This window comes from Aquimarina sp. AU474 (assembly GCF_900312815.1).
In the GTDB taxonomy this organism is placed as follows: domain Bacteria; phylum Bacteroidota; class Bacteroidia; order Flavobacteriales; family Flavobacteriaceae; genus Aquimarina.
This window is the reverse complement of sequence record NZ_OMPE01000007.1, coordinates 561,690-587,909: the sequence shown is the minus strand read 5'-3', so window position 1 is coordinate 587,909 and position 26,220 is coordinate 561,690. Positions and strand designations below refer to the sequence as shown.

The window sequence follows — 26,220 nt, the reverse complement described above, 5'->3', positions numbered from 1 at the left end:
TATTACTTTCTATGTTCTTAATTATTTGAACAACATATCTTAATCAAGGCCTGTATCTCCATAAAACAAAGAATAATTTGGTTTATAGAATCAAGATGATTTGTAAACCCGATATATTTTTTAATTTAGTCGTTTAAAGACAAAAAACAAGCATAACCTATGATACCAGAAATAGAAAAGCTTTTAAATGAGCAGATACGATTCGAAGCTAAAGCTTCTGCTCAATACCTTTCTATGGCCAGTTGGGCAGATACGCATGGATATAATGGAGTTGCAGATTTCTTTTACACACAATCTGAAGAAGAAAGAGTGCACATGACTAAACTAGTTAAATTTATTAATGAACGTAGTGGGGTAGCTGTAATACCTGCTATTGATAAACCAAGGGATGATTTTAAATCATTGATGGAGCTTTTTGAAATTTTTCTTGAAAGTGAAGAATTTGTTACTGCAAAAATTAATAATATTATTTATGAATGTTTAGAGCACAAGGATTATAATGTGCATAATTTTATGCAATGGTATGTTGCAGAACAATTAGAAGAAGAAGCAACAGCACGAACATTATTAGATAAATTAAAAATTATTGGTGATGATAAATCTGGTCATTATCTATTTGATCGAGACATTAACACTTTTCAAACGCCAGAGCAGGCTAATTGATTGTTAATAAGTTGATAAAGAAAAAGTAAAGATCTTTTTGTTGAAGGTCTTTTTTTTATATTTTTGTACTTTATTTAGATTCAATAAAAATTAATATTAGTGCAAAGTTCAGATATTCCATCATTGTATTCTCCTTGTAGCGCCATGAATTGTGAAGTAGTGTGCGGAGGGAAAAAGAAGAAGTGTTGTAAGAAATATAAGAAAAAAGGGAAATCCAATTGTAAGAGGTGCCCTAAGTTATAGTTAATAAGCAATAAAATAAGTAGATGAATAATCTACAAGAAAGGAGGTATATGTATATACCTCCTTTTTTTTATAAATATATACTACTAGTAGGGTATTTATTGAGATAACTGTATAATGTATAGAGTATGATCTAAAATTTGTATTCATTTATAAATTTATCCTATACTAAATAACTTGTTTGTACAGTTAATATAAAGTAGATTTACATGTATATGAGAAAGATGATTATAGTATTGTTGTTCTTTTTTGGGGTACAAGAATTGTGTGCCCAAGAATGGTTAACAGATTTTGAAGAAGCAAAGCAAATTGCTGTAAAAAATAATAGACCTATCCTTTTGGTCTTTACGGGTTCAGATTGGTGTGCTCCATGTATTAAGTTAGAAAAATTGATATTACATACAGAAGAATTTGAGGAGTTTGCAAAAGATAATTATGTGTTATTGAAAGCAGATTTTCCAAAAAGAAAAAAAAATCAATTATCGCAAGCTTTGCAGGATCAGAATAATAAATTGGCCGAAACATATAACAAGAGAGGAGGCTTTCCTTTAGCAGTAGTTTTGGATAAAACCGGAAAAAAATTAGGAGCAGTGGGATATAAAAAAGTGTCACCTGGTTCTTATATAGAGATTTTAAAAAAAATAACTCGATAAATAGTGTTTAGATCAATTCCTTTTGTTTTTCTTTTTTTAGTAGTTAATACTACAATATACTCACAGCAAATATATAAACGTACCCTTAAATTAATGGGAAGTCGTTTTGATATAACTGTTGTGGCTAAGGATAAAATAGAAGCAGATCAATTTATTGATCAAGGAGTAAGTGAAATAACCAGAATAGAAAAACTAATATCTTCCTGGGATAAAGATTCGCAAACATCAAATATTAATAACAATGCAGGTATAAAACCTGTAAAAGTGAATATAGAACTTTTTGATTTGATTCAAAGAGCTATTCGCATTTCCGAACTTACAGATGGAGCTTTTGATATTAGTTACGCGTCAATGGATAATATCTGGAAGTTTGATGGAAGTATGAAAGAAATGCCTTCACAAGATAAAATCACATCTTCTATTAAAAAAGTGGGATATAAAAACATTGTACTGGATCGAGAAAATGCTACAGTTTTTTTAGCGAAAAAAGATATGAAAATAGGTTTTGGTGCCATTGGTAAAGGTTACGCTGCTGACAAAGCCAAAGAACTTTTAATTAATCTTGGAGTAGAAGCAGGAATTATTAATGCCTCAGGAGATATGAATACATGGGGCAAGCAACCTGATAATACCGATTGGAAAGTAGCTATTACAAACCCATTGAATAAAGAAAATGCATTTGCTTTGTTACCGGTAGTAAATAGTGCTGTAGTGACATCGGGAAGCTATGAAAAATATGTAATTTTAAACCATAAGAGATATTCACACATTATAGATCCAAGAACGGGATATCCTTCAAAAGGTATTGTAAGTGTATCAGTTTTTGCTCCAAAGGCCGAATTAGCAGATGCGTTGGCTACGTCAATATTTGTGATGGGAATAGAGGTAGGGTTAAATAGGATTAATCAATTAGCAGGAGTAGAATCAATTATTGTTGATGATAAAGGAGATGTGCATACCTCGAATAATATTAAAATTGATAAATAGCCGATAAAGTCTATTGGTTGTTCAAAAATACATCAGATGAATTATAAATTATTTACGTTGTTTATAGTCCTAATTACAATTTTACAGTCTTGTGTGGTTGTAAAAGAATATGAAAAAGTACAACTGAATGATCCAGATATGGAGTTAGCGGTAAAAAAATGTGATCGCTTTGAAACTAATTTTCAGGCGTATCGTGAATCTGCAGCTGGAGCAAACGGAGGAAAAACAGGTGGTGGTTGCGGCTGTAACTAAATCAATATTTTAAAATTAAAAAGAGTTATTATTTATAGAATGCAATATCTTTTAAAACAATTTATTTTTATCATCGCAATTCTAAGCGTAGGATTAGCTACTGCTCAGGAAAAACAAGAAGATAATACCAATTATAAAAAAAGAGTTTTGGAGTCTACGGAGGTGGATTTTTTAATGAGTTATTATACCCAAGATGGTGATAATGCCGCTGTTACTGGAGGTGTTGGTACAGAGGAACTTACTGATATTACCCCTACAATTGTGGTTTCCATTCCGTTAAATGATGATGATGTGCTAATGATTGATGCAGGTATATCTGCCTATTCTTCGGCATCTTCTAGTAATGTAGATCCTTTTGATGGTAATGGAGCGGCAAATCCTTTTGTCGAATCATCTGGGGCATCAAAGAATGATATTTTGGCAACTTTTGTTGGAACATATGCCCATAGTAGTGATGATCGCAATACGATTTGGTCAACAAATTTGGCGATCGCAAATGAATATGATTATTTCTCAATAGGTTTTGGGGGTAGTTATACAAAACTGTTTAATGAAAAAAATACAGAATTAAGTATAAAAGCTAATGTATATCTTGATACTTGGAATGCTATTTATCCTTCAGAATTAAGAGATAACCCATCTTTTGTTCCGTTTAATGACGAGTCTAGGAATTCATATTCTATAGGATTAGGGTTCTCTCAAATATTATCCAGAAAACTACAAGGCTCATTATCATTTGATTTAATTCAACAAGATGGCTTATTATCTACGCCTTTTCAAAGGGTTCAATTTGCAGATGTGGCAGATCAGGTTGTTCAAGAATTTACGCTCGGTGACGATGTAGAAAGGTTACCAGATACGAGATTTAAAATCGCAGCAGGAGGAAGATTACATTATTATATAAATGAAATATTTGCCGTGCGAACTTTTTATAGATATTATACAGATGATTGGGGGGTTAACTCCCATACTGCAAGTATTGAAATACCAATAAAATTAACGGATAAATTCACATTATATCCTAGTTATCGTTTTTATATGCAAACAAATGCCGATTATTTTGCACCTTTCAATCAGCATTTATCTACTAGCGAATTTTATACCTCAGATTACGACCTATCGGATTTTGAAGCCAATCAATATGGTTTTGGAATTAGTTATACCGATATTTTTGCAAAAATGCATATTTGGAAATTTGGCCTCAAAAATATTGACTTACGTTTTAGACAATACGAGCGAGACTCAGGGTTAAGTGCCAGTTTATTTTCGGGAGGGTTTAACTTTGTGATGGACTAGTAATTTCTAAAAGACCTTTTCTAGCAAGTTTTGGGTTTTTAAAGTTGTACATAGGGCATATTTTTACTTCGTTTTAAAGTAATAACAAAATGGTAGAACAAAGTGAAATTAATTATTATCGAATTGCAGAAGCAATATCCTACATTAAACAAAATTTTAAAGATCAACCCAATCTTGATGAAATTGCAGAAAAAGTGCATCTAAGCCCTTTTCATTTTCAGAAACTTTTTACAGAGTGGGTTGGTGTTAGTCCTAAAAAATTTTTGCAATACATTAGTGTGGAGTATGCAAAACAAATCTTGAAGAATCAAGAAATATCATTGTTTGATACCGCATATGAGACCGGGCTTTCTGGTACAGGTAGACTTCATGATCTTTTTGTTAAAATCGAAGGTATGACACCTGGAGAATATAAAAATGATGGTCAAAATCTGTCGATCAACTATAGCTTTGCTGAAAGTACATTCGGAAAAATTTTGGTGGCATCTACCTCCAAAGGGATCTGTCATATGGTATTTGTCGATAACGAAACTAAAGCTTTTCGCAATTTGGCGCAACAATTCCCTAAAGCTAAATTTAATCAGGTAGTGGATAAAATTCAGCAAAATGCACTTTTTATTTTTACCAAAGATTGGAGAAAACTGGATCAAGTAAAATTACATTTAAAAGGTACAGATTTTCAATTAAAAGTTTGGGATACATTACTTAAGATACCTAAGGGCGGATTAACAAGTTATGGCACCATCGCAAACTATATTGAAAAACCTAAAGCGTCTAGGGCTGTAGGTACCGCTATAGGCAATAATCCTGTGGCATTTTTAATTCCATGTCATCGCGTTATTCAATCAACAGGGGTATTTGGTCAGTATCATTGGGGTAGCACAAGAAAAACAGTAATGATTGGATGGGAAGCCGCAAAAACAAATCAAAATTGAGCAAGTTTTGGGTGGTACGAGTTTTTAAATTGATGGATTTTTGAGGTATTATATTTAAAACATCAAGAATGAACCAGTTTAAAATTGTTCCCATTTCAAAAGAGTATGCATCGAATATTCGTGAAACAAAAGTTGATGATTTTGGTCATAAAATAATAGAGCAAGTAGCAACAGGCGTTGGTTCTTGTAGGGTTTCTTTACAGCCATTCGTTCCGGGAAAAGATAAAAGAATCCTGTTGAGTTATAGTCCTTTTACTATTGATAATGCGTTTAATCAACTAGGCCCTATTTTTATTCATAAAAAAGACGTTAAACCGTATGCGTCGGTTTATCAATTTCCTCCCAAAATCAAAGCCGATAAGCAAAATTTTCCAATAACATTAATCGGATATAATGAAAAACAGGAAATGATTTGTACACGTTTGGTAGGAGACAAGGATATAGACGTTTTAATTGCCGAAATATTTAATAGTGACCCTGAAATAAGCTATTTGCACGCAAGAAATGCCGAGGCTGGTTGTTATATCTGTAGGATAGAAAGAGTTTAATTTTAGGATAGCTGTATTTTTATTAAAAAAGGGGACACAGTAAAATAGTGTCCCCTTTTTGCCATTTACGTTATAGATAAGTTATGGGTGTTTTATTATAGAACGTTTTACCAAATATATACCCTACCTTTTGGACTAAGAATAAATCAATAATTATATAAATAAGAATAAAGGATTAAGTTTTTTTTATGAATAGGTTCTAAAATGTTTTTCTACTTTAGAGCAACACCTAATCAATGTTTAATATAAAATCAATCATAATGAAACGTATCTTCACTTTATTATTATTTCTTTTTGCAACTACTTTTATAAATGCTCAAGAATCTGATTATGTACTTATTGAGAAGGCCGTAGGATATTATTTGGACGGTGGTACTAATAATGATTTCGATACTTTAAAGAAGGCTTTTCATGAAACTGCTACAATGAAATATATAACCGATGAATATAAGGAAGTAAATGCACTAGAGTTTTTTGGAAAGATGAAACCGGGCCCTAAGCAAAACCGTAAAACCAAAATCGATTACATAAATATAACTGGTCATGCAGCCAATGCGAAATTAGAAATTGAGTACCCTAATTTTACATTTATTGATTATATGAATTTGCTTAAAATTGATGGAGAATGGAAAATCGTAAGTAAGATTTTTTTCAAAAAAAATCACGAAACAAAATAAAAACATACTCCTTTAAAACATATTCTATTATTTCTTTTTATGCGCTCATTAGAAACTTTAGAAACAGTATACTTTGATAATAGAAACGAATGGAGAAAATGGTTAGAGGAAAATTTTGAACTAAAAACTGAAGTTTGGTTAATTTACCCTAAAAAATCTTCTGCCAAACCACGTATTGTTTATAACGATGCAGTAGAAGAAGCATTATGTTTTGGATGGATAGATAGTATTATTAAAACATTAGATCAAGAACATACCATACAAAGATTTTCGATTAGAAAACCTAAAAGTAGTTATTCTCAAGCAAATAGGGAACGGTTAAGCTGGCTGATACATGAGGGTATGATTCATCATTCGATCTATCAAACGGTATTGGATATAGTACAGCAAAGATTTGTGTTTCCGCATGATATTTTGGATAATATAAAAAAGGATTCAATGGTTTGGGATAAATACAAAAGATTATCTGCACCTTATCGAAGAATACGTATTGCATATATCGATGCGGCGCGTAAACGTCCAGAAGAATTTCAAAAAAGATTAAAGAATTTTATAACAAAAACTTCTGAGGGGAAAATAATTAAAGGTTTTGGAGGGATTGATAAATATTATTAATTATTTAGGACATCTTTTTAAGCAAAATAATATGCAGTGCTAAGCATTTTGCCGTATAAAGAATTACTAGGTCATCGTAAACATTTAGCTTAATATAAATGAATAGAACAATCACTTATCCTTCAAAAAACGAATACCCCGAATATGCAGAAATGTATATGAATTATGTTAAAAAAGATGGTAGTTTAATAGAACAATTAAACACAACTTTAACGACAACAATAGAGTTTATAAAGTCTTTAACTCAAAAAGAACTGGATATAAGGTATGCGACAAATAAATGGTCTGTAAAAGAGGTGTTAGTACATGTCATAGATGATGAAAGGATATATGCTTACCGAGCACTTACTTTTGCGAGAAATGATCAGACCCAGCTGCCAGGTTTTGAAGAAGAACATTATATAAAACATGCAGACATTGCCGCAAGACCTGTTACAAGTATTATTGAGGAGTATCGGGCGGTTAGACTGGCTACCATAGCCCTATTTAATGGATTGTCTAATGAGGCATTATCGAGAATAGGTACAGCAAACCATAATAAAACGAGTGTTAGAGCACTGGGATATCATATTCTCGGTCATGAATTGCATCACATATCAGTGATTAAAGAAAAATATTTTAGGGCATTGTAATGTAACAATACACAAAAAAATGTTAAATTTATAGTTCCTTAAATACATTCATCATGCAATCAAAATGTTTCCTTACTGTTATTTTTATCTTATTTTCAACGTTAACAACCTTTGCAACTACGGTTACAAAAGAAACCAGTTTCTCTATAAATACTACACTTTTTTTTGATCAGGAAAACCCAGAAAAGTTAGTAGGTAAATGGATGATGGATGGAGATGATGAAACATATATAGAGTTAAAATCAAATGGTGTAGCAGTAGAAAAATCTATAGGCGAACCTTCAGAACGATATTGGTCTGTAAAGGATAATAAACTTTGTTTAAAAGCTAATCAAAAACAAGGTGGGACAGAAATGTGCGTGGATTTTGAATTATATGAAGATACCTTAACATTGACAATGAAAGAAATGAAACTTCCATACACTAGATTTAAAGAGTAATGATTACATTTTGAAAGTGGTCTGCTTTTGAGGATTATATTTCTATTATATTTTTTGTTTTCATAATAACTTTACCAACTTCTTTAATAGGGATACCTTAATAAAGGAGTAAAGGTTTCTTATATAGGTGTTAAATAATGTCCTAATATTAAAACGACCTTCGTCATAATGCTAAAAACATACATTATGCAATATTCTATTAAGCATCTTTTTCACATAGATGCTCCGAAACAAGTCGTATTTAAAGCTATTTCTTCTATTGAGGGTTTATCTAACTGGTGGACTATACAAACCAAAGGAGAAACACATTTGGGAGGAACTATTCAATTTGATTTTGGAGAAACCGTGGGCCCAAAAATGGAAATAACAAAATTAGAAGTAAATCAAGAAATTGAATGGAAATGTATTGCCAGTCATCATGGATGGGAGAGTAATACGTTTGTCTTTTTGTTGGATGATAACGATGGGAAAACTCGAGTACGATTTTCACATAATGGTTGGAAAGAGCAAAATGAGTTCTATGGTATTTGTAATTTTAGTTGGGGAAGGTATTTGTTAAGCCTTCGCCAGTACTGCGAAACAGGAAAAGGAGTGGCTTTCGGAAGCCTAGAATATAAATAAATTTGTTATTTGTGTCCAAATAAGAACAATCAGTTCGTCCTAGTAGTATAAAAATGTATAACCAAAAAAACAAAAACATGAAAGAATTTATGTTTCTTTTTAGAGGAGGAGATGAAATTTGGCATACCAAATCTCCCGAAGAACAACAAAAACACATGCAACATTGGCAACAATGGATTGGCGAAATTGCAGAACAAGGTAAATTCGTTAGTGGAGAAAGGTTGCATTCGAACGGTAATACTGTTGTTGATCAGGGAAAGAATGTAATTGATCGCCCATTAACTGAAGGTAAAGAATTAGTAGGAGGATACCTTAGAATAAAGGCTGTTTCTCTTGAAGAAGCTACCGAAATGGCAAAAGGTTGCCCCGGTTTTGATTGGGATGCCAGTGGTGTAGAAGTACGAGAAGTATGGCCCGAACATTAAATTAACATGCTTATAAAATAAATAATGAAAGAATTCTTATTAATAATTAGAGGCGGGCATGATATAAGTGGTACTAGATCACCAGAAGAAATGCAAAAACACATGCAACATTGGCAACAATGGATGGGTGGATTAGCACAAGACGATAAACTTGTGGGAGGACAACCACTTATGAATGAAGGTAAAACGCTTTTTGAAAGAGGAAAAAAAATAATTGATAGGCCTCTTGCTGAAGGTAAAGAGCTGGTAGGAGGATATCTTCTTATTAAAGCAGAATCATTAGATCATGCAGCGGAAATTACAAAGAATTGTCCTGGATTCGAATATGGGTGTAGTGTTGAGGTAAGAGAAATAAGTCCCATGTAAACCCTCTTTTCATATTTGGAAAATGATGATCATATAAAAAATACAGTTAACCATCTCTTCAGACAAGAGTCAGGAAAGATGGTTTCTGTTTTAATTAAAATATTTGGTACAGAGAATATTGAATTGGCAGAAGATGTAGTTCAAGATGCATTAGTAAAAGCTTTAGAAACTTGGAAATATAGAGGTATGCCTGATAATCCAAGAGCATGGCTTTATAGAACTGCCAAAAATAAAGCTATTGATGTTATACGACGTAATAAGCATAGTCAACTCATAGATTTTTCTGATCCTGAAAAACAACTACTTACCTCAAGCTATACTCTTGGTGTTACGATGGATAATTATTGGCAAGAGGATAGTGTTAAAGATGATTTTTTGGGTATGATGTTTGCCTGCTGTCATCCCAAAATATCGCAAGAAAATCAAATAACATTTATTCTAAAATCCCTTTGTGGTTTTAGCACAAAAGAGGTTGCGAAATCATTTCTTACCAACGAAGAAACTATTTCAAAACGATTGTATCGTACCAAAGAATATTTCCGTAAGCATAAAATACGGCCAGTAATCCCCAACTCTGTAGAAATTATAACCAGAAGTAATACAGTATTGAGTGCTATTTACCTTATGTTTAACGAAGGTTATAATTCTACGCATGATGATCAATTAATTAGGAAAGACTTAATAAGTCAAGCCATGCTGTTATGTCACTCATTATTATCCGAAGATAGAACAAGGTTACCTAAAGTATTTGCGCTAATGGCTTTGATGTGTTTTCATGCCGCTAGGGTAGATAGTAGACTTGGCCCAAAAGGAGAACTTATCCTTTTACATAAACAAGATAGAACGCAATGGGATGTCGATTTAATTAATTCTGGTGAACAATATCTTAACAGAGCGTCTTTTGGGAACGAACTTTCAACATATCATATTGAAGCTGCGATTGCCTATCAACATTGTGATGCTAAAACCTATGACGATACAAATTGGGCCGAAATTTTAAAATATTATAATATGATGTTGGATATCTCTTATGATCCAATAGTTTTTTTAAATAAGTGTTTGGTAATATTGCAACTTGAAGGACCTAAAGAAGCATTACGGATTTTTGACAAAATCCGTGAAGATAAAGTGCTTCAGAAATACTATCTATATCATGCGATTTTAGGTCAGATTTATCAAAAATTAGAACGATATAAAGAAGCTGTATTATATTATAAAGATGCTATAGCACTTACTCAATCAAAACACGAAAAACAGTTTTTGAAAGATAAAATTGATAAAATGTTATTATAAATAGAGTCACCTTTATTTAAAAATGTTAATATTTTCTACAACCTTTTTAAGGTATTTATGAGCATATCATGTGTTTTTTCTCCTAAATAAAGACAATTTGTGATGATTTTGAAAAAAAGGGGTATTTGCCCCTCGAAAACCTAGGGAAAACCTCAAAGATTTATTGAAATAAATACCTATGTTAGCTGATTCATAAGCTTTAACAAAATTTTAAGCTTCATGAACGGGATATTAGAAGACTCAATTCTTTAGATAAAATTGTGCTATCAAAAGATATTATAATGAATTGAAGAATCTATGTTGTAAAAAAACAAAAAGCCTCCAAAGTAAGTAGATTTAATGAAAACCCTAATATTGTCCATGATTAATGGATTGTTTGCTGCTAAAGAAAAATCACTAAAGCGTAGTGATAAAATTTTTCTAACATCTTCTGATGCTATTTCAGGAAGAACTCTTATGATCGAAGAAGATGCCTTTAATGTATGGGTATACATGCTTAGGTTGGATAAAAAAGGAATTGATTTTAATGGGTTTTTGTGTACTGTGATTAATCCTAAATTATCAACTATAAAGGTAAACGAGAATACAAATAAAGATAAAGCACTACCTAAAAAATATATTAATTCTTGTGGGTATATTAAAAACCTGAAGAAAAAAGATATCTCTATTCATTGGCACAAGGACTATGCCTCAATTCTTATAAAAAACAAAGTATATCTGGTTATGGATATTACATCCAGAATGGGGTATTCTAGAGGTTTGTCTGGAAGTTGTGAGTATGGAAAACCTCTTGAAGATTAAAACATAGAAGTTTTTTTCGAGTAACCTAAAAAGTATTAATTTTTATAAAAAAACAAAACGGTTACAGACCTATTGTGTGTAACCGTTTTTACATAATATTTGTTATTTTATCTATGTATTGCATAACTAGATGATGCTGGAAGCTCTTTTAAAAAGTTAATAAATGGTGTAAAATCTATTCCGAATTTAAAATAAAAAGTTTTCATATTGTATCATTTTTAAATTGTTTGTTTTGTTTCTTGATAATATATTTGCAATTGCTGTGCCAAACTCATTAAGTGTTGATATCACTGGCTTTAGGAGGTATTTTTGAATGCGTAAATGGATAAATTCAAGATTTTTTGCTACAAAGTTCTATAAGACTTATATTAGCGCCTTCGTTATATTTGCATTTTAAAAATAACGAGACGTAAACCATTTGAAAAACGGAGGAAGTGTAAGCTTACTCCGTTTTTTTTATTTTGTTTGGTCGATAGAAATAATTGTACAAAATACTATTTAAACTTACTTTGTTAAAAGCAGCGATTCGATGAGAACAGCAACTAGATCCAAAGTGTTTTTGGAAGATTAATTTTTAAAACATAGCAGAATTGATACTCTAGGAGATAAGAGATGAATTGATAATGCAAATTAAAAAAACCTGAAAAGTTGGATTATAGGTGATTTAACACACTTCCACTGTTGCCGAATTGCGAACCAATTACATTTTTCACAATTTATATTTTCTAGTACTCTTCTATACGGCTGGCCCATGTGTTAAGCGAGAGTAAGGCTATTAACCTTTCAGGTCTTTTATGCTGCTAATTCATTAGTTTTTATATCATACTTACCGATTACAAGTGATCCCGATTTTAAATCAGTATTAAATTTCACAAAAATAGGATTTGGTTTTTTGAACGTATCTAGAATTGTCTGTAATTCTAATTCATGAAAATAGATATTTAAGGTACCATCTTGTTGTTGTATGTTTGACGGTAATACCTTGCCATTTTTAATAATACCGAGATACCCTAAATATTTAGAATTTTCACCATATAGATGTAGGTAACCCATTTGATACCCTCCCCCTTTTGCGTAGTCACTTATGATTACAATATTGTAATACTCTATTTTATGTGTAACAATCATTTTTGTTATTTGTTAAGAGTTTGTTTTGTTCTTTTTTTACTAGTGGTATATTCAACATCAATATCTGTTCCAAAAATAATATATAGCTGTTTACAAGAGTAGAGGGAAAACACGGAATTTGGCAAGGGGGTATTTCCCCAATGTTTTCTATGGAAACAAAACTCAATTGATTGTATTTATAGGCTAACTTGAATTAAATGCATATTTATTCTAATTATTGCTATATGAAATGACAAATGTTTTGTTACTTAATATGTTATACGTCTAGAAAACTTTAGTGAAATAAAAACCTAAGCCATGACTATCGCTATATTGGGGAGTAAATGCTACTCCATCTAATTTCTCAAAGGGATTCCAGTCAATAAGATAATCAAAATGGTATACGAGTTTAGTGGCTAAGATTCCTATACCGGCTCCAACCATTACATCAGATAAATAATGAGCATTATTCATCATTCTTAACCCTCCAGTAGCAATAGCAAAAGCATAGCCACTATATGCTAATAAAGGATTAGTGTCTATAAACTCTTCATACAACACCGTAGCCGTTGTAAATGCAGTTGTAGTGTGGCCAGAAGGAAAAGAATTAGCATGTGTAGAAACATGATCATAATTTCCAGGCCTTTCTTTATGAATCTGTTTTTTTAATATAGTAGAAGCACCATTACTGATTATTGAGGAGAGGATTAGATTTTTGGTTTGATCAAACCAATGATTTTTTGACTGTACACCAAGAATGTCTGCTGCATATAATTGTACAACAGGAGCATATCGTGTGTAATCATCTATTTTACTTTTAAAATCCTTTCCAACAGAACTTCTTATGTCTTTCTGAAGAGATTTTTCAAACTCACTTGTGGAAAGTAAAAAACCTGTAGTGATTAAAGCGACAGGTATAATTCTTTTGGTAAATAAACTTTTCTTGGGTTTAAATTCTGTTTTCTTGAGTTTAAGAAATTCTTTATCAGTTAGTGGAGTCTCTGTAAATTGGGCATTGATAGTGCTAATATATAAGCATAGCAAAGATAGGCATACAATCATTTTCATAGGTGTTCTTTTTAGGGCGGCAAAAGTAGTTTTGGGACTATTTCAATAGAAAGATAATTTTTTTACTTTTAAAATATGTTAAAAAATCAATTTTTGTTAATAAATAATTAACTTTTTTTAAAAAAATCACAAAAAATAAAGCTTTTAATCGATTAAAAACGTATTTAATCGTGTTCTATTGATGTTTGATATAGTTGGAAGGATTTGGGAAATAATTAAATTTTAGAATCGCATAAAATGTATTTTTCAAAGTAAAATAAAGTGATATCTACTAAGATTTCTTTAAAAAAGGCGTATATTTGCACGCAATTAAATTTTAATTGCAATGACAGCACATGAGTCCAAAATTATTGGAGAAGGTCTTACCTATGACGATGTTCTTTTAGTTCCAGCATTTTCTGAAGTACTCCCTAGAGACGTTAGTATCCAAACCCAATTCACAAGAAATATTACGCTTAATGTTCCGATCGTTTCAGCTGCGATGGATACTGTTACCGAAAGCCGTATGGCTATTGCGATGGCACAAGAAGGTGGTATAGGAGTGTTACATAAAAACATGACTATAGAGGAACAAGCAATTAAAGTTCGTAAAGTAAAGCGGGCAGAGAGCGGTATGATCATCGATCCAGTTACGTTGCCAAGAGATGCAAAAGTTATTGATGCAAAAAATAACATGCGAGAACATAGTATTGGTGGTATTCCAATAGTAGATGGTAATAACAAATTGATTGGTATTGTAACCAATAGAGATCTTCGCTTTGAAAAAAATGACCAGCGCCCAATATCAGAAGTAATGACAAGTGAAAATCTTGTAACAGTAGGTGAGGGTACATCTTTACAAGAAGCAGAAGTAATACTTCAAAATAATAAAATAGAAAAACTTCCGGTTGTTGATAATGAGAATACTTTGGTAGGCTTGATTACATTTAGAGATATTACCAAATTAACCTTAAAACCAATGGCCAATAAAGATACACTAGGGAGATTGCGTGTTGCTGCTGCTATTGGAGTAACAGGTGATGCCGTGGATAGAGCAGATGCCCTCGTGAAATCTGGAGTAGATGCAGTAGTAATTGATACAGCTCACGGTCATACCAAAGGTGTGGTTGCAGTTTTAAAGGCCGTAAAGGCAAAATTTCCAAACCTAGAAGTGGTAGTAGGTAATATTGCTACTGGTGAAGCGGCAAAATATTTAGTAGAAGCGGGAGCAGATGCCGTAAAAGTAGGAATTGGACCTGGATCAATTTGTACTACAAGAGTCGTTGCGGGAGTTGGATTTCCTCAATTTTCTGCAGTTTTAGAAGTTGCTAGCGCTATTAAAGGATCGGGAGTGCCAGTAATTGCAGATGGAGGTATTCGATATACAGGAGATATCCCTAAAGCTATCGCTGCTGGAGCTGATACTGTGATGTTAGGTTCTCTTCTAGCAGGTACTAAAGAATCTCCAGGAGAGACAGTAATTTATGAAGGAAGAAAATATAAGACATATCGTGGAATGGGATCGGTAGAGGCAATGAAAAAAGGGTCTAAGGATAGGTATTTTCAGGATGTAGAAGATGATATTAAAAAACTAGTTCCAGAAGGTATTGTTGGAAGAGTAGCTTATAAAGGTGATTTAATCGAGAGTATTCATCAATTTATAGGTGGTTTAAGAGCTGGAATGGGATATTGCGGAGCCAAAGATATAGCTAATTTAAAAGAGAATGGACGATTTGTTAAAATTACAGCTAGTGGTATTCACGAAAGTCATCCACATGATGTAACGATAACCAAAGAAGCTCCAAATTATAGTAGGAGATAATTTGATTAAGGTATTTTACCTATAAAAAACAAACCCCATGTATATCAAATACATGGGGTTTGTTTTTTATGGTGTAGTATAGATTACTTGCCTTCTTCTACCTTTATACCCAATTTGGTCATTACTTTTTTAGTAAGGTCGTAATTAGGATCAATATAAGCCAAGCCACTAGTAGTTATAGTGAATACTTGAGTATACGACTCGGATTTAGCAATTTCTTCTAACGCTTTTCCGATTTTCCCGTATAGAGGTTGTAGTAATTTATTTTGTTCTAATTGTACTAATTGAGAACCATTTTGACGAAACTTAGCAATATCATTTTCTAAACCAATGATCTCTTCTTGTTTGGTTTTTTTCATAGGTTCAGTAAGAGTAGTAGCACCATCCTGGTACTCTTTTATTTTTGCCTGATATCCCTCAACTTTTATTTTTAATTCATCTTCAAGTTTCTTGTTGTAAGCTTTTAAGTCTGCTTGAACCTGAGTTAGTTCTGGCATTTTTGAAAGTATAAATTCGGTGTCAATAGTTCCGGTTTTCGATTGTGCGTTTAATTGAAAACTTGCTGCGAATACTAAGATCGATATAAGTATCTTTTTCATTTTATCTTTTTTATGTTCTAATTTTAAAATTTTTGCAAATATATAAGGTCTAGGGCAATATCTATACCAATACTTATTTTTTTGAAAATTTATTCCTCAAATAATTGTCCTCGATGCGGTTTTAATGCATCTCGAACTTTCTTCATTTCAGAATCTTTGACCACCATGTAAGCGATACTATGCATATCTGAAATGGAAGTATGCCCCGTAATGCTTAATGATAGTTTTTCTAAAGAAATATATTCTTTTAGATGAATTTCATGATGTTGTGCTGTCTTATGAGCAGAGGGACCTCTAAAGTCCCAGATCAATTTGAGTTTTCTTTCCAATAGTAGTGTATTCAGGTTTTTATTTGATGGATAATCGTATATGTTTTAAGCTTTATCAAGAACACTTTTTCCTTCTTCAGCAAAAGCTTTAAAATCTTTCATATAGGTATGAGATTGTTTTTTAAATGCTCCTGGCATTAAAAACCTCATAAGTTTCATAAAACCACTAAATTTAAACTCGTTTTTTGAAATCCATTTGGTATTTCCGTTAGAGAGTTCTTCAAAATAATTTTCCTGGATGTTGTAAACGTTCTTAGCATCAAAGGTAAGATGAAATGCTTCAGGTAGGTCCAAAAGAGTAATGGTTTCAATCATTTCAATTTCTCGTTTTCCCATTTTATAATTTAATTTAGCTGTAGCCCCAGTTTTTCCTTTTTCTCCGCTAAGATGTTCTATGCTTACAAGGCCTCTTTGCCAATGTTTCATATTTTCTTCATTATCAAACTTGGTAATCACTTCATTTCGAGGTAATCCAATTTCAATGTCTAGAGTATACTCCATGATTTGTGTGTTTCGTTTGTTAGGTTGTTTAGCGCGCACAATATACATAGATCATAAAAAAATTAAAAGTAAATACTAATTGAAGGCTAAGCTTCGTTAGGAAAGTAGCTTGGATAACATCTTAATATTGTTATTTTTGTCCAGTTTATGGACTTTATCATAAAAGAACTATGCACAAAAAATCGATTATATTTTTTTTAGGGGTTATATTTTTCTCATTTGCAAATGCGCAACAACAAAATGAAGTGTTGTTAACCATTGATGATCAACCTGTTTATATTTCAGAATTTAAAAAAGTTTATTTAAAAAATATAGATTTGGTTCAGGATGATGCTCAGAAAAATGTGGATGAATACTTAAACTTATTTATAAATTATAAGTTAAAACTTAAAGAAGCAAAAAACTTAGGTTTAGATAAAAAAACATCTTATCAAGATGAATTAAAAGGGTATAAAAAACAATTGGCTTCGGGTTATCTTACCGATACCAGAACTTCTGAAGCATTGATAAAAGAAGCTTATGATCGATCTTTAGAAAGAATAAACGCTAGTCATATTTTGATCTTTGTGAAACCTAATGCTCCTGCAAAGGATACTGTTTTAGCGTATCAAAAAATTACAGAGGCTAGAGAAAGGATACTTAAAGGAGAAAAATTTGAAGGTATAGCTAAGCAATATAGCCAAGATCCATCGGTAACAAAGAACGCAGGTAGTCTAGGATGGTTTTCTGTTTTTAGAATGGTATATCCTTTTGAAGATGCAGCATATAGCACAAAAGTAAATGAGATTTCTAATCCGTTTAGAACTAAGTTTGGATATCATATTGTTAAAGTAAACCAAAGAGAAAAGAAACTGGGCGAAGTTACCGTAGCTCATATAATGGTGGCAGTAAATGATACTCGATCTAATGAAGAGGCTAAACAAAAAATATTAGAAATTAATCAACAATTGAAACAAGAGGTCTCTTTTGCTTCTTTGGCCAAAGAATATAGTGATGACCCTAGTACGGCTATAGATGGGGGTAAAATAAAACGTTTTGCTCAGGGGGTTTTAAATTCAGAGAGATTTGAGAAAACAGCGTTTAGCCTTCAAACTCCTGGAGAATTATCTAGCCCTATAGAAACAAAATACGGTTGGCATATTATTAAATTGTTAGAAAAACATCCTCAAAAATCATTTGAAGAACAAAAAAGAGGGTTAACAGATAAGGTTAAGAAAGATAGTAGATCGAAATTGGTGACAGAATCATTCATGAACTCTCTTCGAGAAAAATATACTATTTCAAAAAATGAAGAAGCCATAACATACTTCAAAAAAATAGTATCTGAAGAAAATGCTGCGGAGAAATTAAATTCACTGGGTAGTGACTTGAATAAGAGGTTTTTTAATATAAAAGATAAAGAATATTCGTATAAAGATTTTACGGCTTTATTTCTTCCGCAAATGATGAAATTTCAGTCACAAAAAATCTCCACTTCATTTGTTGATCAGATGTATAAAAAATTTGAATCTATTTCTTTACTTAAATATTATGAGGAGCATTTAGAAGAGGATAATGAAGACTTTGCTAATATATTAAATGAATATCGTGATGGTCTTTTGCTTTTTGATCTAATGGAAACCAAAATATGGAATGCCTCTAAAACAGATACTTTAGGGCTTAAGAAATTCTATGAATTGAACAAGAATAATTATGCACAGCAAGAAACGTATAAGGTTTTAAAAGCGTCATCTTCCAGACAAGAAGCAATTGATAAAGTGGCACAATTGTTAAAAGAAAAAAAATCTATTGAAGAGATAAAAAAAGAAGTAAATCAAAGAGATGTAGTCATGGTTCTTTTCTCTGATGAGGAATTAATAAAGGGTGAAGATGAATTGCCTAAAGATTTTTTAACGCAGCAAGATGATATTACTATAGTACAAGAAGAGACTTTTACAGCTTTGATTATGGTTAAAGAAATCCTACCTTCAAGAATCAAAACTTTTGAAGAAGTTAAAGGGGAGGTGATTAATGATTTTCAAAAAAATATGGAAACGGAGTGGATGGAAAAACTTAAGGAAAAATACGCCGTGAAGGTGAATAACAAAGTCTTAAAAAAGGTAAAAAAAGAATTATCTATTTAAATGAAATATATCATATCCATAATGCTACTTGTGTTGATTTTCTCTTGCCAAAGTTTTGGAGATCAGAAAAAAAGAGAAGTCATAGCGCGAGTAAACGATACGTATCTATATAAGGATGATATTGAGTCTCTTGTACCGGATACTGCTTCAAAGGAAGACAGTACAAGTATTGTGAATAATTATATAAACACATGGGCTACAAGGCAATTGTTTATTGATCAATCAAAAATAAATCTTACCGAAGCAGAATTGGATGATTTTAGTGAATTGGTTGAGAATTATCAAAATACTCTTTACATCAATGCATACAAGAATGCTGTGATCAAAAAAGCCATAAATATGGAGGTCACACAAGAAGATATGGTTTCTTATTATAATCAAAATTTAGAAAATTTTAATCTTAATGAGGAGTTAGTAAAATTACGTTACTTACATTTGCCACCTGATTATGGAAATATTGTTGCAACGCAGCGACAATTAAATCGTTTTAATGAAGAGGATGTAGAAGAGTTGAACGGGAAAAAGAATGAATATATAGAATATTCCTTGAACGATTCTACCTGGGTTAGGTTAGATCAGATAAGAAATAAAATACCGATTCTTAAAAAACAGGATAAAAATAAATTTTTAAGAAGCGGAAAATATATACAACTAAGGGATTCTACAGGGGTTTTTATGGTTAAAATAAAAGGTGTTCTTAATAGAAATGAAAGAGCTCCTATCGAATATATTAAGCCAACCATTCGGCAAATTATATTGAACAAAAGAAAGTTGGAGCTGATTAAAAAAATAGAAAAAGATATTACAAGAGATGCAGTCGAGAACAAACAATTTGAAGTCTATAATTAAAACTACCATATTTGGTTTAATGCTTACCATTGGTGCAGGGCAACTTTATGCTCAAGAGATTATTGAGGGAGAGGTAAATGATACAATTACTCAAAATGATACCATAAAAGCTACAATAGATTCATTAAAGGTAATAAAAGACCCTATCAAAGAACCGTTTAAGAGAAGTAAAATTGATGGAGTTGCGGCTGTAATAGGCGAAAGTGTAATTTTAGATAGTGACATAGATATAGCATATCAGCAATTAGTGAGTGAAGGTGTGTCTACCGCAGATGTAAGTCGTTGTGAGCTTGCAGGTAGTTTATTTGAAAATAAGTTATACGCCCATCATGCAGTTCAGGATAGTATAGAGGTAAGAGATGCCGAAGTTAATTCTATGGTTGATCAACAACTAAGTTACATGACTAATGAACTTGGAACAGTTGAAAAAGTATTAAGATTTTATAAAAAGGATAATATTGAAAATTTCAAAAAAGAACTTTTTGAAATTAATAAAGCAAATAGGTTGTCGGAACTTATGAGAACCAAGATTATCGAAGATATCGAAATTACTCCTGAAGAAGTAAGAGAATTTTTTGACGAAATACCAGAAGGTGACAGACCACTTTTTGGAACCGAAGTAGAATTAGCTCAAATAGTTATTGAGCCTAAGATATCTGAAGAAGAAGAACAGAAAGTTGTTGATCGCCTTAGTCAATTTAGAGAAGATATTGTAGAAAAAGGAAGTAGTTTTGCTACCAAAGCAGTACTATACTCGCAAGATCCAGGATCAAAATCTACAGGAGGTAAGTATACTTTGGATAGACAAAGTAGTTTTGCAAAAGAATTTAAAGATATCGCTTTTAGTTTGCAGGAAGAAGAGGTTAGTGAGCCTTTCAAAACAGATTTTGGTTGGCATATAGTAAAAGTTGATAGAATACGAGGAGAACAAGTAGACGTGAGACATATATTACTTACTCCTGAGGTTACAAGACAAAGTGTTGAGCAAGCCAAGAAATTAATAGATTCATTAAGAAGAAATATTGTTTCAGGAACAATTAAGTTTAAAGAAGCAGCTAGGCAATTTAGTGACGAAAAAGCCACTCGCGAAGATGGAGGGCAATTATTGAACCCAACGACTGGAGATACTCGTTTTGAACTTACCAAAATTGACCCTATATTGTACGATCAAGTATCTAAATTAAAAACGGATGAGGTGTCTTTAGTAATTCCTGATCAAGATCGTCAAGGAAAGAAAAAGTATAAATTGATAACTGTACTTGATCGATATGATGAGCATATTGCAGACTATTCAAAAGATTACCTTAAGATTCAAGAATTAGCACTTAGAAAAAAACAAATAGATGCGATTCGAAAATGGCAGAGTGAAAAAATAATAGATACGTACGTGAAAATTAATGGTGATTTCAGAAACTGTGAATATAGCGGTAACTGGTTAAAAAAAGAAAAATAATATGTCAGACGACGTAGCGGCTATTGAAAAACTAGTAAAAAAACATTCCGAGCTCAAAAAAGAAATTTCCAAAATTATTATTGGACAAGAAAAAGTAATCGATCAGATACTTATTTCTGTTTTTTCTGGAGGTCATGCATTATTGATAGGTGTTCCGGGATTAGCCAAAACGTTAATGGTTAATACAATTTCTAAAGCCTTAGGATTGGATTTTAAAAGAATTCAGTTCACACCAGATCTTATGCCAAGCGATATATTAGGAAGTGAAATACTAGACGAAACACGTCATTTTAAATTTATCAAAGGTCCAATATTTTCTAATATCATTCTAGCGGATGAGATTAATCGTACTCCGCCCAAAACGCAAGCAGCTTTATTGGAAGCTATGCAGGAGAGGGCTGTAACTGTTGCAGGTCATCACTATAAATTAGACTTGCCTTACTTTGTTCTTGCTACTCAAAACCCAATAGAACAAGAAGGTACTTACCCATTACCGGAAGCTCAATTGGATAGATTTATGTTTGCGATTGAACTTAAATATCCAAGCTTTCAAGAAGAGGTTGAAGTGGTTAAAAGTACTACAGGTGATAATACCAAAACAGTTAATCCATTATTCACGGCTCAAGAAATTATTGATTTTCAACATTTGATTAGACGTATTCCCGTTGCGGATAATGTTATTGAATATGCTGTGGGTATGGTTGGTAAAACAAGACCAAATGGAGATACAGCAACAGAGCTAGTTAAGAATTATATTGATTGGGGGGCAGGTCCAAGAGCTTCGCAAAATTTAATTCTAGCGGCAAAGGCTAATGCCGCAATTAAAGGTAAATTCTCTCCGGACATTGAAGATGTTCAGGCCGTTGCTATGGGTATTTTACGTCATCGTATCATCAAGAATTACAAGGCAGAAGCCGAGGGTGTGAGCGTTGAAGATGTTATCAGCAGTTTGTTTTAAATATTTAAATTAATTTTTTTTACGAATTTATAGAACATGAGGAGAATTAAACCTTTTGTTTGTTTCGAAGTCTTAGTATAAACTAATATTAATAGTATAAATAAGATGAGAAATATATTAATTACTGCTGTGGCAATACTTACTACAGTTTTTTCTTTATCAGCGCAATCGGAAGCTGAGTTAACAAAGAATAAGAAACCTAAAAAAGAATTTTATCAAAACCTTTCTGAAGATCAAAGAGCACAACTCGATCTTAAAAGAGAAATGTTAAGGGGGCATAAATCTGCTATGGAAGCTACATTTACCCAGGAGCAACTCGCAATTGTAGATAATGAAAACCTATCAAGAAAAGAACGAAGAAAGGAGATAGCTTCTACGATGAACGAAGAGCAAAAAGCTATGGTTAAAGAACATAGGGAGGCAGTGAAAGCAAAAAATGAAGAATTTAAGGCTACACTTTCTCCAGAACAGTTGCAGGAATATGAAAGCTTTAGAAAAAGGAGAGGACGAAAAGATAAAGGTGATAGAAGAAAAAATTAAGAATGTAAAGTGAAACCAAATAGTTTCACTTTACTTTTTTGATCCAAATTTGCCTTTTTTCGTGATTTTTTTGAGATGTTACTACAACGTTTTCGTAAGCGAAAACTATTGGCTGTCATTTTCTTATATGTTTTTTTAGCAATTTTGTAGTATTGATAAATGGAATTTATGAATTTCGATAAATGGACACCCTTATTTTTTGAAAAATGTAAAAAGATAGGATTAAGACTATTCATTTAATAAAATCCTTTAAAATTCGTATTTTCGCTGGACTTTTCAATACTAAAAAAACAATTGTATATGGCATTCGATATCGATATGATAAAAAAGGTCTATAGTCAAGTAGCAGATCGTGTTAGTGCGGCACGTGAAGTTACTGGTAAGCCTTTAACACTAGCAGAGAAAATTTTATACGCACATCTTTGGGATGGTAAAGCAAATACAGCATTTACAAGAGGAAAAGATTATGTGGACTTTGCACCTGATCGTATCGCTTGTCAAGATGCTACTGCCCAAATGGCATTATTGCAATTCATGCAAGCTGGAAAAAATAAAGTTGCTGTACCTACAACAGTGCATTGTGATCACTTAATCCAAGCAAAAGTGGGTGCGAATAAAGATTTGCAATCTGCTTTAAATACTAGTAGTGAAGTGTTCAATTTCTTAGAATCTGTATCTGATAAATACGGAATAGGATTCTGGAAACCAGGCGCAGGAATTATTCACCAAGTAGTGTTAGAAAATTATGCATTTCCAGGAGGTATGATGATTGGTACAGATTCTCATACTGTTAATGCTGGAGGATTAGGAATGGTGGCTATCGGAGTTGGTGGAGCAGATGCGGTTGATGTGATGGCGGGAATGCCTTGGGAGCTTAAATTCCCAAAACTTATCGGTGTGAAGTTAACAGGTAAATTATCAGGTTGGACTGCACCAAAAGATGTAATTTTAAAAGTAGCAGAAATTCTTACTGTAAAAGGAGGAACAGGGGCTATTGTAGAATATTTTGGCTCTGGAGCAACGGCTATGTCTTGTACAGGTAAAGGTACTATTTGTAATATGGGTGCCGAAATTGGAGCTACCACTTCTACATTTGGTTATGACGAATCTATGGAACGTTATCTACGTGCTACAGATCGTGCTGATATTGCAGATGCTGCAAATGAGGTAAAAGAGCATCTTACAGGTGATGCCGAGGTATATGCAAATCCAGAACAATATTTTGACCAGGTAATAGAAATTAATTTATCTGAACTTGGCCCATTATTGAACGGACCTTTTACGCCAGATTTATCTACTGAAGTTGGTAATGCTATGACAGAAAAAGCAAAAACCAATGATTGGCCAATACAAGTAGAATGGGGTCTTATTGGATCTTGTACGAATTCTTCTTATGAGGATTTGTCAAGAGCTTCTTCAATAGCGCAACAGGCAATTGATAAAGGTTTAAAAATGAAATCAGAACTAGGGATTAATCCTGGTTCAGAGCAAGTGCGATATACAGCAGAAAGAGATGGGTTATTGGATATTTTTGAGCAATTAGATGCAAAAATATTTACAAATGCTTGTGGCCCATGTATTGGGCAATGGGCAAGATATAATGACCCTAAAAATGCACCTAAAAATAGTATCGTTCATTCTTTTAATAGAAACTTTGCTAAGCGTGCAGATGGTAACCCTAACACGCATGCCTTTGTTGCATCTCCAGAATTAACAGCAGCAATCGCTGTGGCGGGACGTTTAGATTTTAATCCAATAACCGATAAGCTAATTAATGAAGAAGGGCAAGAAGTAATGTTTGATGAGCCTACTGGATGGGAGTTACCACCAAAAGGTTTTGAAGTCGAAGATGCTGGATATTTAGCTCCACAAGAAGATGGTTCAGGAGTAGAAATAGTTGTAGATGCTAATTCAGAACGTTTAGAATTGCTTACGCCTTTCGAGCCTTGGAATGGAGAAAACATTACTGGTGCTAAATTATTGATAAAAGCATTTGGTAAATGTACTACTGATCATATCTCTATGGCTGGACCATGGTTACGTTACAGAGGTCACTTGGATAATATTTCAAATAACTGTTTGATTGGTGCCGTAAATGCATATAACAAGAAAACAAACTTTGTAAAAAGCCAATTAAATGGAGATTATGATGGAGTTCCTAATGTACAAAGAGCGTATAAAGCAGCAGGAGTTCCTACTATAGTAGTTGGAGACCATAATTATGGAGAAGGTTCTTCTCGTGAACATGCAGCTATGGAGCCACGTCACCTTGGTGTACGCGCCGTAATTGTAAAATCATTTGCTCGTATACATGAAACCAACCTGAAAAAACAGGGTATGTTAGGTTTAACCTTTGCTAATGAAAGTGATTATGATTTAATCCGAGAAGATGATACGTTTAACTTCGTGGATTTGAATGAATTTGCACCTAATAAACAACTTACTTTAGAAATTGTTCATGCAGATGGTTCTACAGATTCGATTAAATTAAATCATACTTATAATGATTCTCAAATCGAATGGTTTAAAGAAGGTTCTGCATTGAACTTGATTAAAAAGGAAAATTCTTAAAACAGATAGATAAAGTTTTATATGTAAAATGACTCTCGAAATTTTAATTTCGAGAGTTTTTTTTTGAGTAAAATGTAAGTTTTATACAGGATTTTCGTTCTAATAATGTAAACTAATATCTAAACACAATCGTCATGAGTGCAATCTGGTTTTTTGAGGATGCTAATCTTTTTAAAGTACTCTGCCCTCATAAGTTTAAGAAGTATAAAAAAGACCACGATTTTGACGCCTACAAAAAAAATGACTACATCTATTTTGAAGAAGACTCAGCTAATAAAGTATACTTAATTGAAAAGGGGAAAGTAAAAATTGGGTATTATGCCGAAGATGGCTATGAAGTAGTTAAAGCAATACTTACTAGAGGTGAAATTTTTGGAGAAAAAGCAATTCTTGGAGTGAATAAAAGAACCGAATTTGCTCAATCTATAGATAATACTACATCTATATGTCCTATTGGTGTGGATACTATGCATGGATTAATGAGAGATAATCAATCTTTTAGTCTTAGGATATATAAGTTTATTGGTCTACGATTTAGAAGACTCGAAAGAAGGTTACAATTACTTCTTTTTAAAGATACTAAAACAAGACTTCTCGAATTTTTAAACGAGTTACAAGAGGATTATGGTCATTGCTGTCCTGACACGGGTGATACGGTCATAGAACACCCTTATACTCAAAAAGATATCGCTAATTTAATTGGTACTTCAAGACCTACTCTTAATATTATTCTTAATGAATTAAAAGAGTCTAATATTATTGACTTCAATAGAAAAGAAATTCGTTTAAAAAATGTGGCTTAATGTTAGATGTCTAACACTTTAGGAAGATAGATGTCTATATTTTTATGATTGTAATCATAAAAACAAAAGCA

The 26,220-nt window shown here is 32.4% G+C and carries 29 protein-coding genes; 24 read left to right on the top strand and 5 right to left on the bottom strand.

Annotation, left to right across the window (positions count from 1 at the left end; all coding sequences use genetic code 11):
• Positions 1 to 159 precede the first annotated feature (159 nt).
• The 16 genes from DK508_RS09435 to DK508_RS09360 all read left to right on the top strand — a co-directional run bounded on the left by DK508_RS09435 (position 160) and on the right by DK508_RS09360 (position 11,447).
• Positions 160 to 663, top strand: coding sequence for a ferritin (locus tag DK508_RS09435; protein ID WP_109300492.1), 504 nt, complete (start codon positions 160 to 162; stop codon positions 661 to 663).
• Positions 664 to 1,121: 458 nt separating this feature from the next.
• On the top strand, positions 1,122 to 1,559 hold the full coding sequence (locus DK508_RS09430; RefSeq protein ID WP_109300491.1) for a thioredoxin family protein: 438 nt from the start codon (positions 1,122 to 1,124) through the stop codon (positions 1,557 to 1,559).
• A 3-nt stretch (positions 1,560 to 1,562) separates the two neighbouring features.
• Complete coding sequence (locus DK508_RS09425; RefSeq protein ID WP_370443835.1) at positions 1,563 to 2,546, top strand: FAD:protein FMN transferase; 984 nt, start codon at positions 1,563 to 1,565, stop codon at positions 2,544 to 2,546.
• A gap of 36 nt (positions 2,547 to 2,582) precedes the next feature.
• Positions 2,583 to 2,798: a DUF4266 domain-containing protein gene (locus tag DK508_RS09420; RefSeq protein WP_109300489.1), complete on the top strand. Its 216-nt coding sequence runs from the start codon at positions 2,583 to 2,585 to the stop codon at positions 2,796 to 2,798.
• A gap of 39 nt (positions 2,799 to 2,837) precedes the next feature.
• Entirely contained in the window at positions 2,838 to 4,094 is a 1,257-nt protein-coding gene (locus DK508_RS09415; protein ID WP_109300488.1) for a DUF3570 domain-containing protein, read from the top strand.
• An 89-nt stretch (positions 4,095 to 4,183) separates the two neighbouring features.
• Positions 4,184 to 5,029 (top strand): methylated-DNA--[protein]-cysteine S-methyltransferase, encoded by an 846-nt coding sequence (locus tag DK508_RS09410; protein ID WP_109300487.1) that lies wholly within the window; start codon positions 4,184 to 4,186, stop codon positions 5,027 to 5,029.
• Positions 5,030 to 5,097: 68 nt separating this feature from the next.
• On the top strand, positions 5,098 to 5,577 hold the full coding sequence (locus DK508_RS09405; RefSeq protein ID WP_109300486.1) for a DUF1203 domain-containing protein: 480 nt from the start codon (positions 5,098 to 5,100) through the stop codon (positions 5,575 to 5,577).
• 260 nt (positions 5,578 to 5,837) lie between these two features.
• On the top strand, positions 5,838 to 6,254 hold the full coding sequence (locus tag DK508_RS09400; RefSeq protein ID WP_160114637.1) for a nuclear transport factor 2 family protein: 417 nt from the start codon (positions 5,838 to 5,840) through the stop codon (positions 6,252 to 6,254).
• 39 nt (positions 6,255 to 6,293) lie between these two features.
• Positions 6,294 to 6,869 carry a YdeI family protein gene (locus DK508_RS09395; RefSeq protein WP_109300484.1) on the top strand — a complete coding sequence of 192 codons (576 nt, stop codon included), beginning with the start codon at positions 6,294 to 6,296 and terminating at the stop codon, positions 6,867 to 6,869.
• Positions 6,870 to 6,967: 98 nt separating this feature from the next.
• Positions 6,968 to 7,501: a DinB family protein gene (locus tag DK508_RS09390; protein WP_109300483.1), complete on the top strand. Its 534-nt coding sequence runs from the start codon at positions 6,968 to 6,970 to the stop codon at positions 7,499 to 7,501.
• Positions 7,502 to 7,554: 53 nt separating this feature from the next.
• Positions 7,555 to 7,941, top strand: coding sequence for a hypothetical protein (locus DK508_RS09385; protein ID WP_109300482.1), 387 nt, complete (start codon positions 7,555 to 7,557; stop codon positions 7,939 to 7,941).
• 186 nt (positions 7,942 to 8,127) lie between these two features.
• Positions 8,128 to 8,562 (top strand): SRPBCC domain-containing protein, encoded by a 435-nt coding sequence (locus DK508_RS09380; protein ID WP_160114636.1) that lies wholly within the window; start codon positions 8,128 to 8,130, stop codon positions 8,560 to 8,562.
• Between the two features lie 77 nt (positions 8,563 to 8,639).
• A complete protein-coding gene (locus DK508_RS09375) occupies positions 8,640 to 8,987 on the top strand; it encodes a YciI family protein (RefSeq protein WP_109300588.1) in 348 nt (115 codons plus the stop codon).
• A 24-nt stretch (positions 8,988 to 9,011) separates the two neighbouring features.
• Complete coding sequence (locus tag DK508_RS09370; protein ID WP_109300480.1) at positions 9,012 to 9,353, top strand: YciI family protein; 342 nt, start codon at positions 9,012 to 9,014, stop codon at positions 9,351 to 9,353.
• Between the two features lie 15 nt (positions 9,354 to 9,368).
• Entirely contained in the window at positions 9,369 to 10,646 is a 1,278-nt protein-coding gene (locus DK508_RS09365) for an RNA polymerase sigma factor (RefSeq protein ID WP_109300479.1), read from the top strand.
• A gap of 339 nt (positions 10,647 to 10,985) precedes the next feature.
• On the top strand, positions 10,986 to 11,447 hold the full coding sequence (locus tag DK508_RS09360; RefSeq protein ID WP_160114634.1) for a hypothetical protein: 462 nt from the start codon (positions 10,986 to 10,988) through the stop codon (positions 11,445 to 11,447).
• A 792-nt stretch (positions 11,448 to 12,239) separates the two neighbouring features.
• Here the strand turns inward: DK508_RS09360 and DK508_RS09355 are convergent.
• Together DK508_RS09355 and DK508_RS09350 are read right to left on the bottom strand one after the other, a co-directional pair.
• The gene (locus DK508_RS09355) at positions 12,240 to 12,575 is read right to left on the bottom strand and encodes a hypothetical protein (RefSeq protein WP_109300477.1); all 336 of its coding nucleotides are present in this window, start codon (positions 12,573 to 12,575) and stop codon (positions 12,240 to 12,242) included.
• A 264-nt stretch (positions 12,576 to 12,839) separates the two neighbouring features.
• Positions 12,840 to 13,622 (bottom strand): phosphatase PAP2 family protein, encoded by a 783-nt coding sequence (locus DK508_RS09350; RefSeq protein WP_109300476.1) that lies wholly within the window; start codon positions 13,620 to 13,622, stop codon positions 12,840 to 12,842.
• 325 nt (positions 13,623 to 13,947) lie between these two features.
• Here DK508_RS09350 and guaB point away from each other — a divergent pair, with 325 nt between their 5' ends.
• Complete coding sequence (gene guaB / locus DK508_RS09345; RefSeq protein WP_109300475.1) at positions 13,948 to 15,423, top strand: IMP dehydrogenase; 1,476 nt, start codon at positions 13,948 to 13,950, stop codon at positions 15,421 to 15,423.
• Positions 15,424 to 15,506: 83 nt separating this feature from the next.
• On the opposite strand, the gene DK508_RS09340 is transcribed toward guaB, so the two are convergent.
• The 3 genes from DK508_RS09340 to DK508_RS09330 all read right to left on the bottom strand — a co-directional run bounded on the left by DK508_RS09340 (position 15,507) and on the right by DK508_RS09330 (position 16,852).
• A complete protein-coding gene (locus DK508_RS09340; protein WP_109300474.1) occupies positions 15,507 to 16,022 on the bottom strand; it encodes an OmpH family outer membrane protein in 516 nt (171 codons plus the stop codon).
• Between the two features lie 89 nt (positions 16,023 to 16,111).
• Complete coding sequence (locus tag DK508_RS09335; RefSeq protein WP_109300473.1) at positions 16,112 to 16,351, bottom strand: hypothetical protein; 240 nt, start codon at positions 16,349 to 16,351, stop codon at positions 16,112 to 16,114.
• Positions 16,352 to 16,396: 45 nt separating this feature from the next.
• A complete protein-coding gene (locus tag DK508_RS09330) occupies positions 16,397 to 16,852 on the bottom strand; it encodes an SRPBCC family protein (protein WP_109300587.1) in 456 nt (151 codons plus the stop codon).
• Positions 16,853 to 17,022: 170 nt separating this feature from the next.
• Here DK508_RS09330 and DK508_RS09325 point away from each other — a divergent pair, with 170 nt between their 5' ends.
• From DK508_RS09325 to DK508_RS09290, 7 genes are all read left to right on the top strand, one after another.
• Positions 17,023 to 18,975 (top strand): peptidylprolyl isomerase, encoded by a 1,953-nt coding sequence (locus DK508_RS09325; RefSeq protein ID WP_109300472.1) that lies wholly within the window; start codon positions 17,023 to 17,025, stop codon positions 18,973 to 18,975.
• Positions 18,976 to 19,824, top strand: coding sequence for a peptidyl-prolyl cis-trans isomerase (locus DK508_RS09320; RefSeq protein WP_160114633.1), 849 nt, complete (start codon positions 18,976 to 18,978; stop codon positions 19,822 to 19,824).
• Positions 19,808 to 21,277, top strand: a complete 1,470-nt coding sequence (locus DK508_RS09315; RefSeq protein WP_370443833.1) for a peptidylprolyl isomerase — start codon at positions 19,808 to 19,810, stop codon at positions 21,275 to 21,277. The genes DK508_RS09320 and DK508_RS09315 overlap by 17 nt, the downstream gene beginning before the upstream one ends.
• Position 21,278: 1 nt before the next feature.
• Complete coding sequence (locus DK508_RS09310; RefSeq protein WP_109300469.1) at positions 21,279 to 22,235, top strand: MoxR family ATPase; 957 nt, start codon at positions 21,279 to 21,281, stop codon at positions 22,233 to 22,235.
• Between the two features lie 105 nt (positions 22,236 to 22,340).
• Positions 22,341 to 22,775 carry a hypothetical protein gene (locus tag DK508_RS09305; RefSeq protein ID WP_109300468.1) on the top strand — a complete coding sequence of 145 codons (435 nt, stop codon included), beginning with the start codon at positions 22,341 to 22,343 and terminating at the stop codon, positions 22,773 to 22,775.
• A 300-nt stretch (positions 22,776 to 23,075) separates the two neighbouring features.
• Positions 23,076 to 25,346: an aconitate hydratase gene (locus DK508_RS09295; RefSeq protein ID WP_109300466.1), complete on the top strand. Its 2,271-nt coding sequence runs from the start codon at positions 23,076 to 23,078 to the stop codon at positions 25,344 to 25,346.
• A 134-nt stretch (positions 25,347 to 25,480) separates the two neighbouring features.
• Positions 25,481 to 26,149 carry a Crp/Fnr family transcriptional regulator gene (locus DK508_RS09290; RefSeq protein ID WP_109300465.1) on the top strand — a complete coding sequence of 223 codons (669 nt, stop codon included), beginning with the start codon at positions 25,481 to 25,483 and terminating at the stop codon, positions 26,147 to 26,149.
• The last annotated feature ends 71 nt before the right edge of the window (positions 26,150 to 26,220 follow it).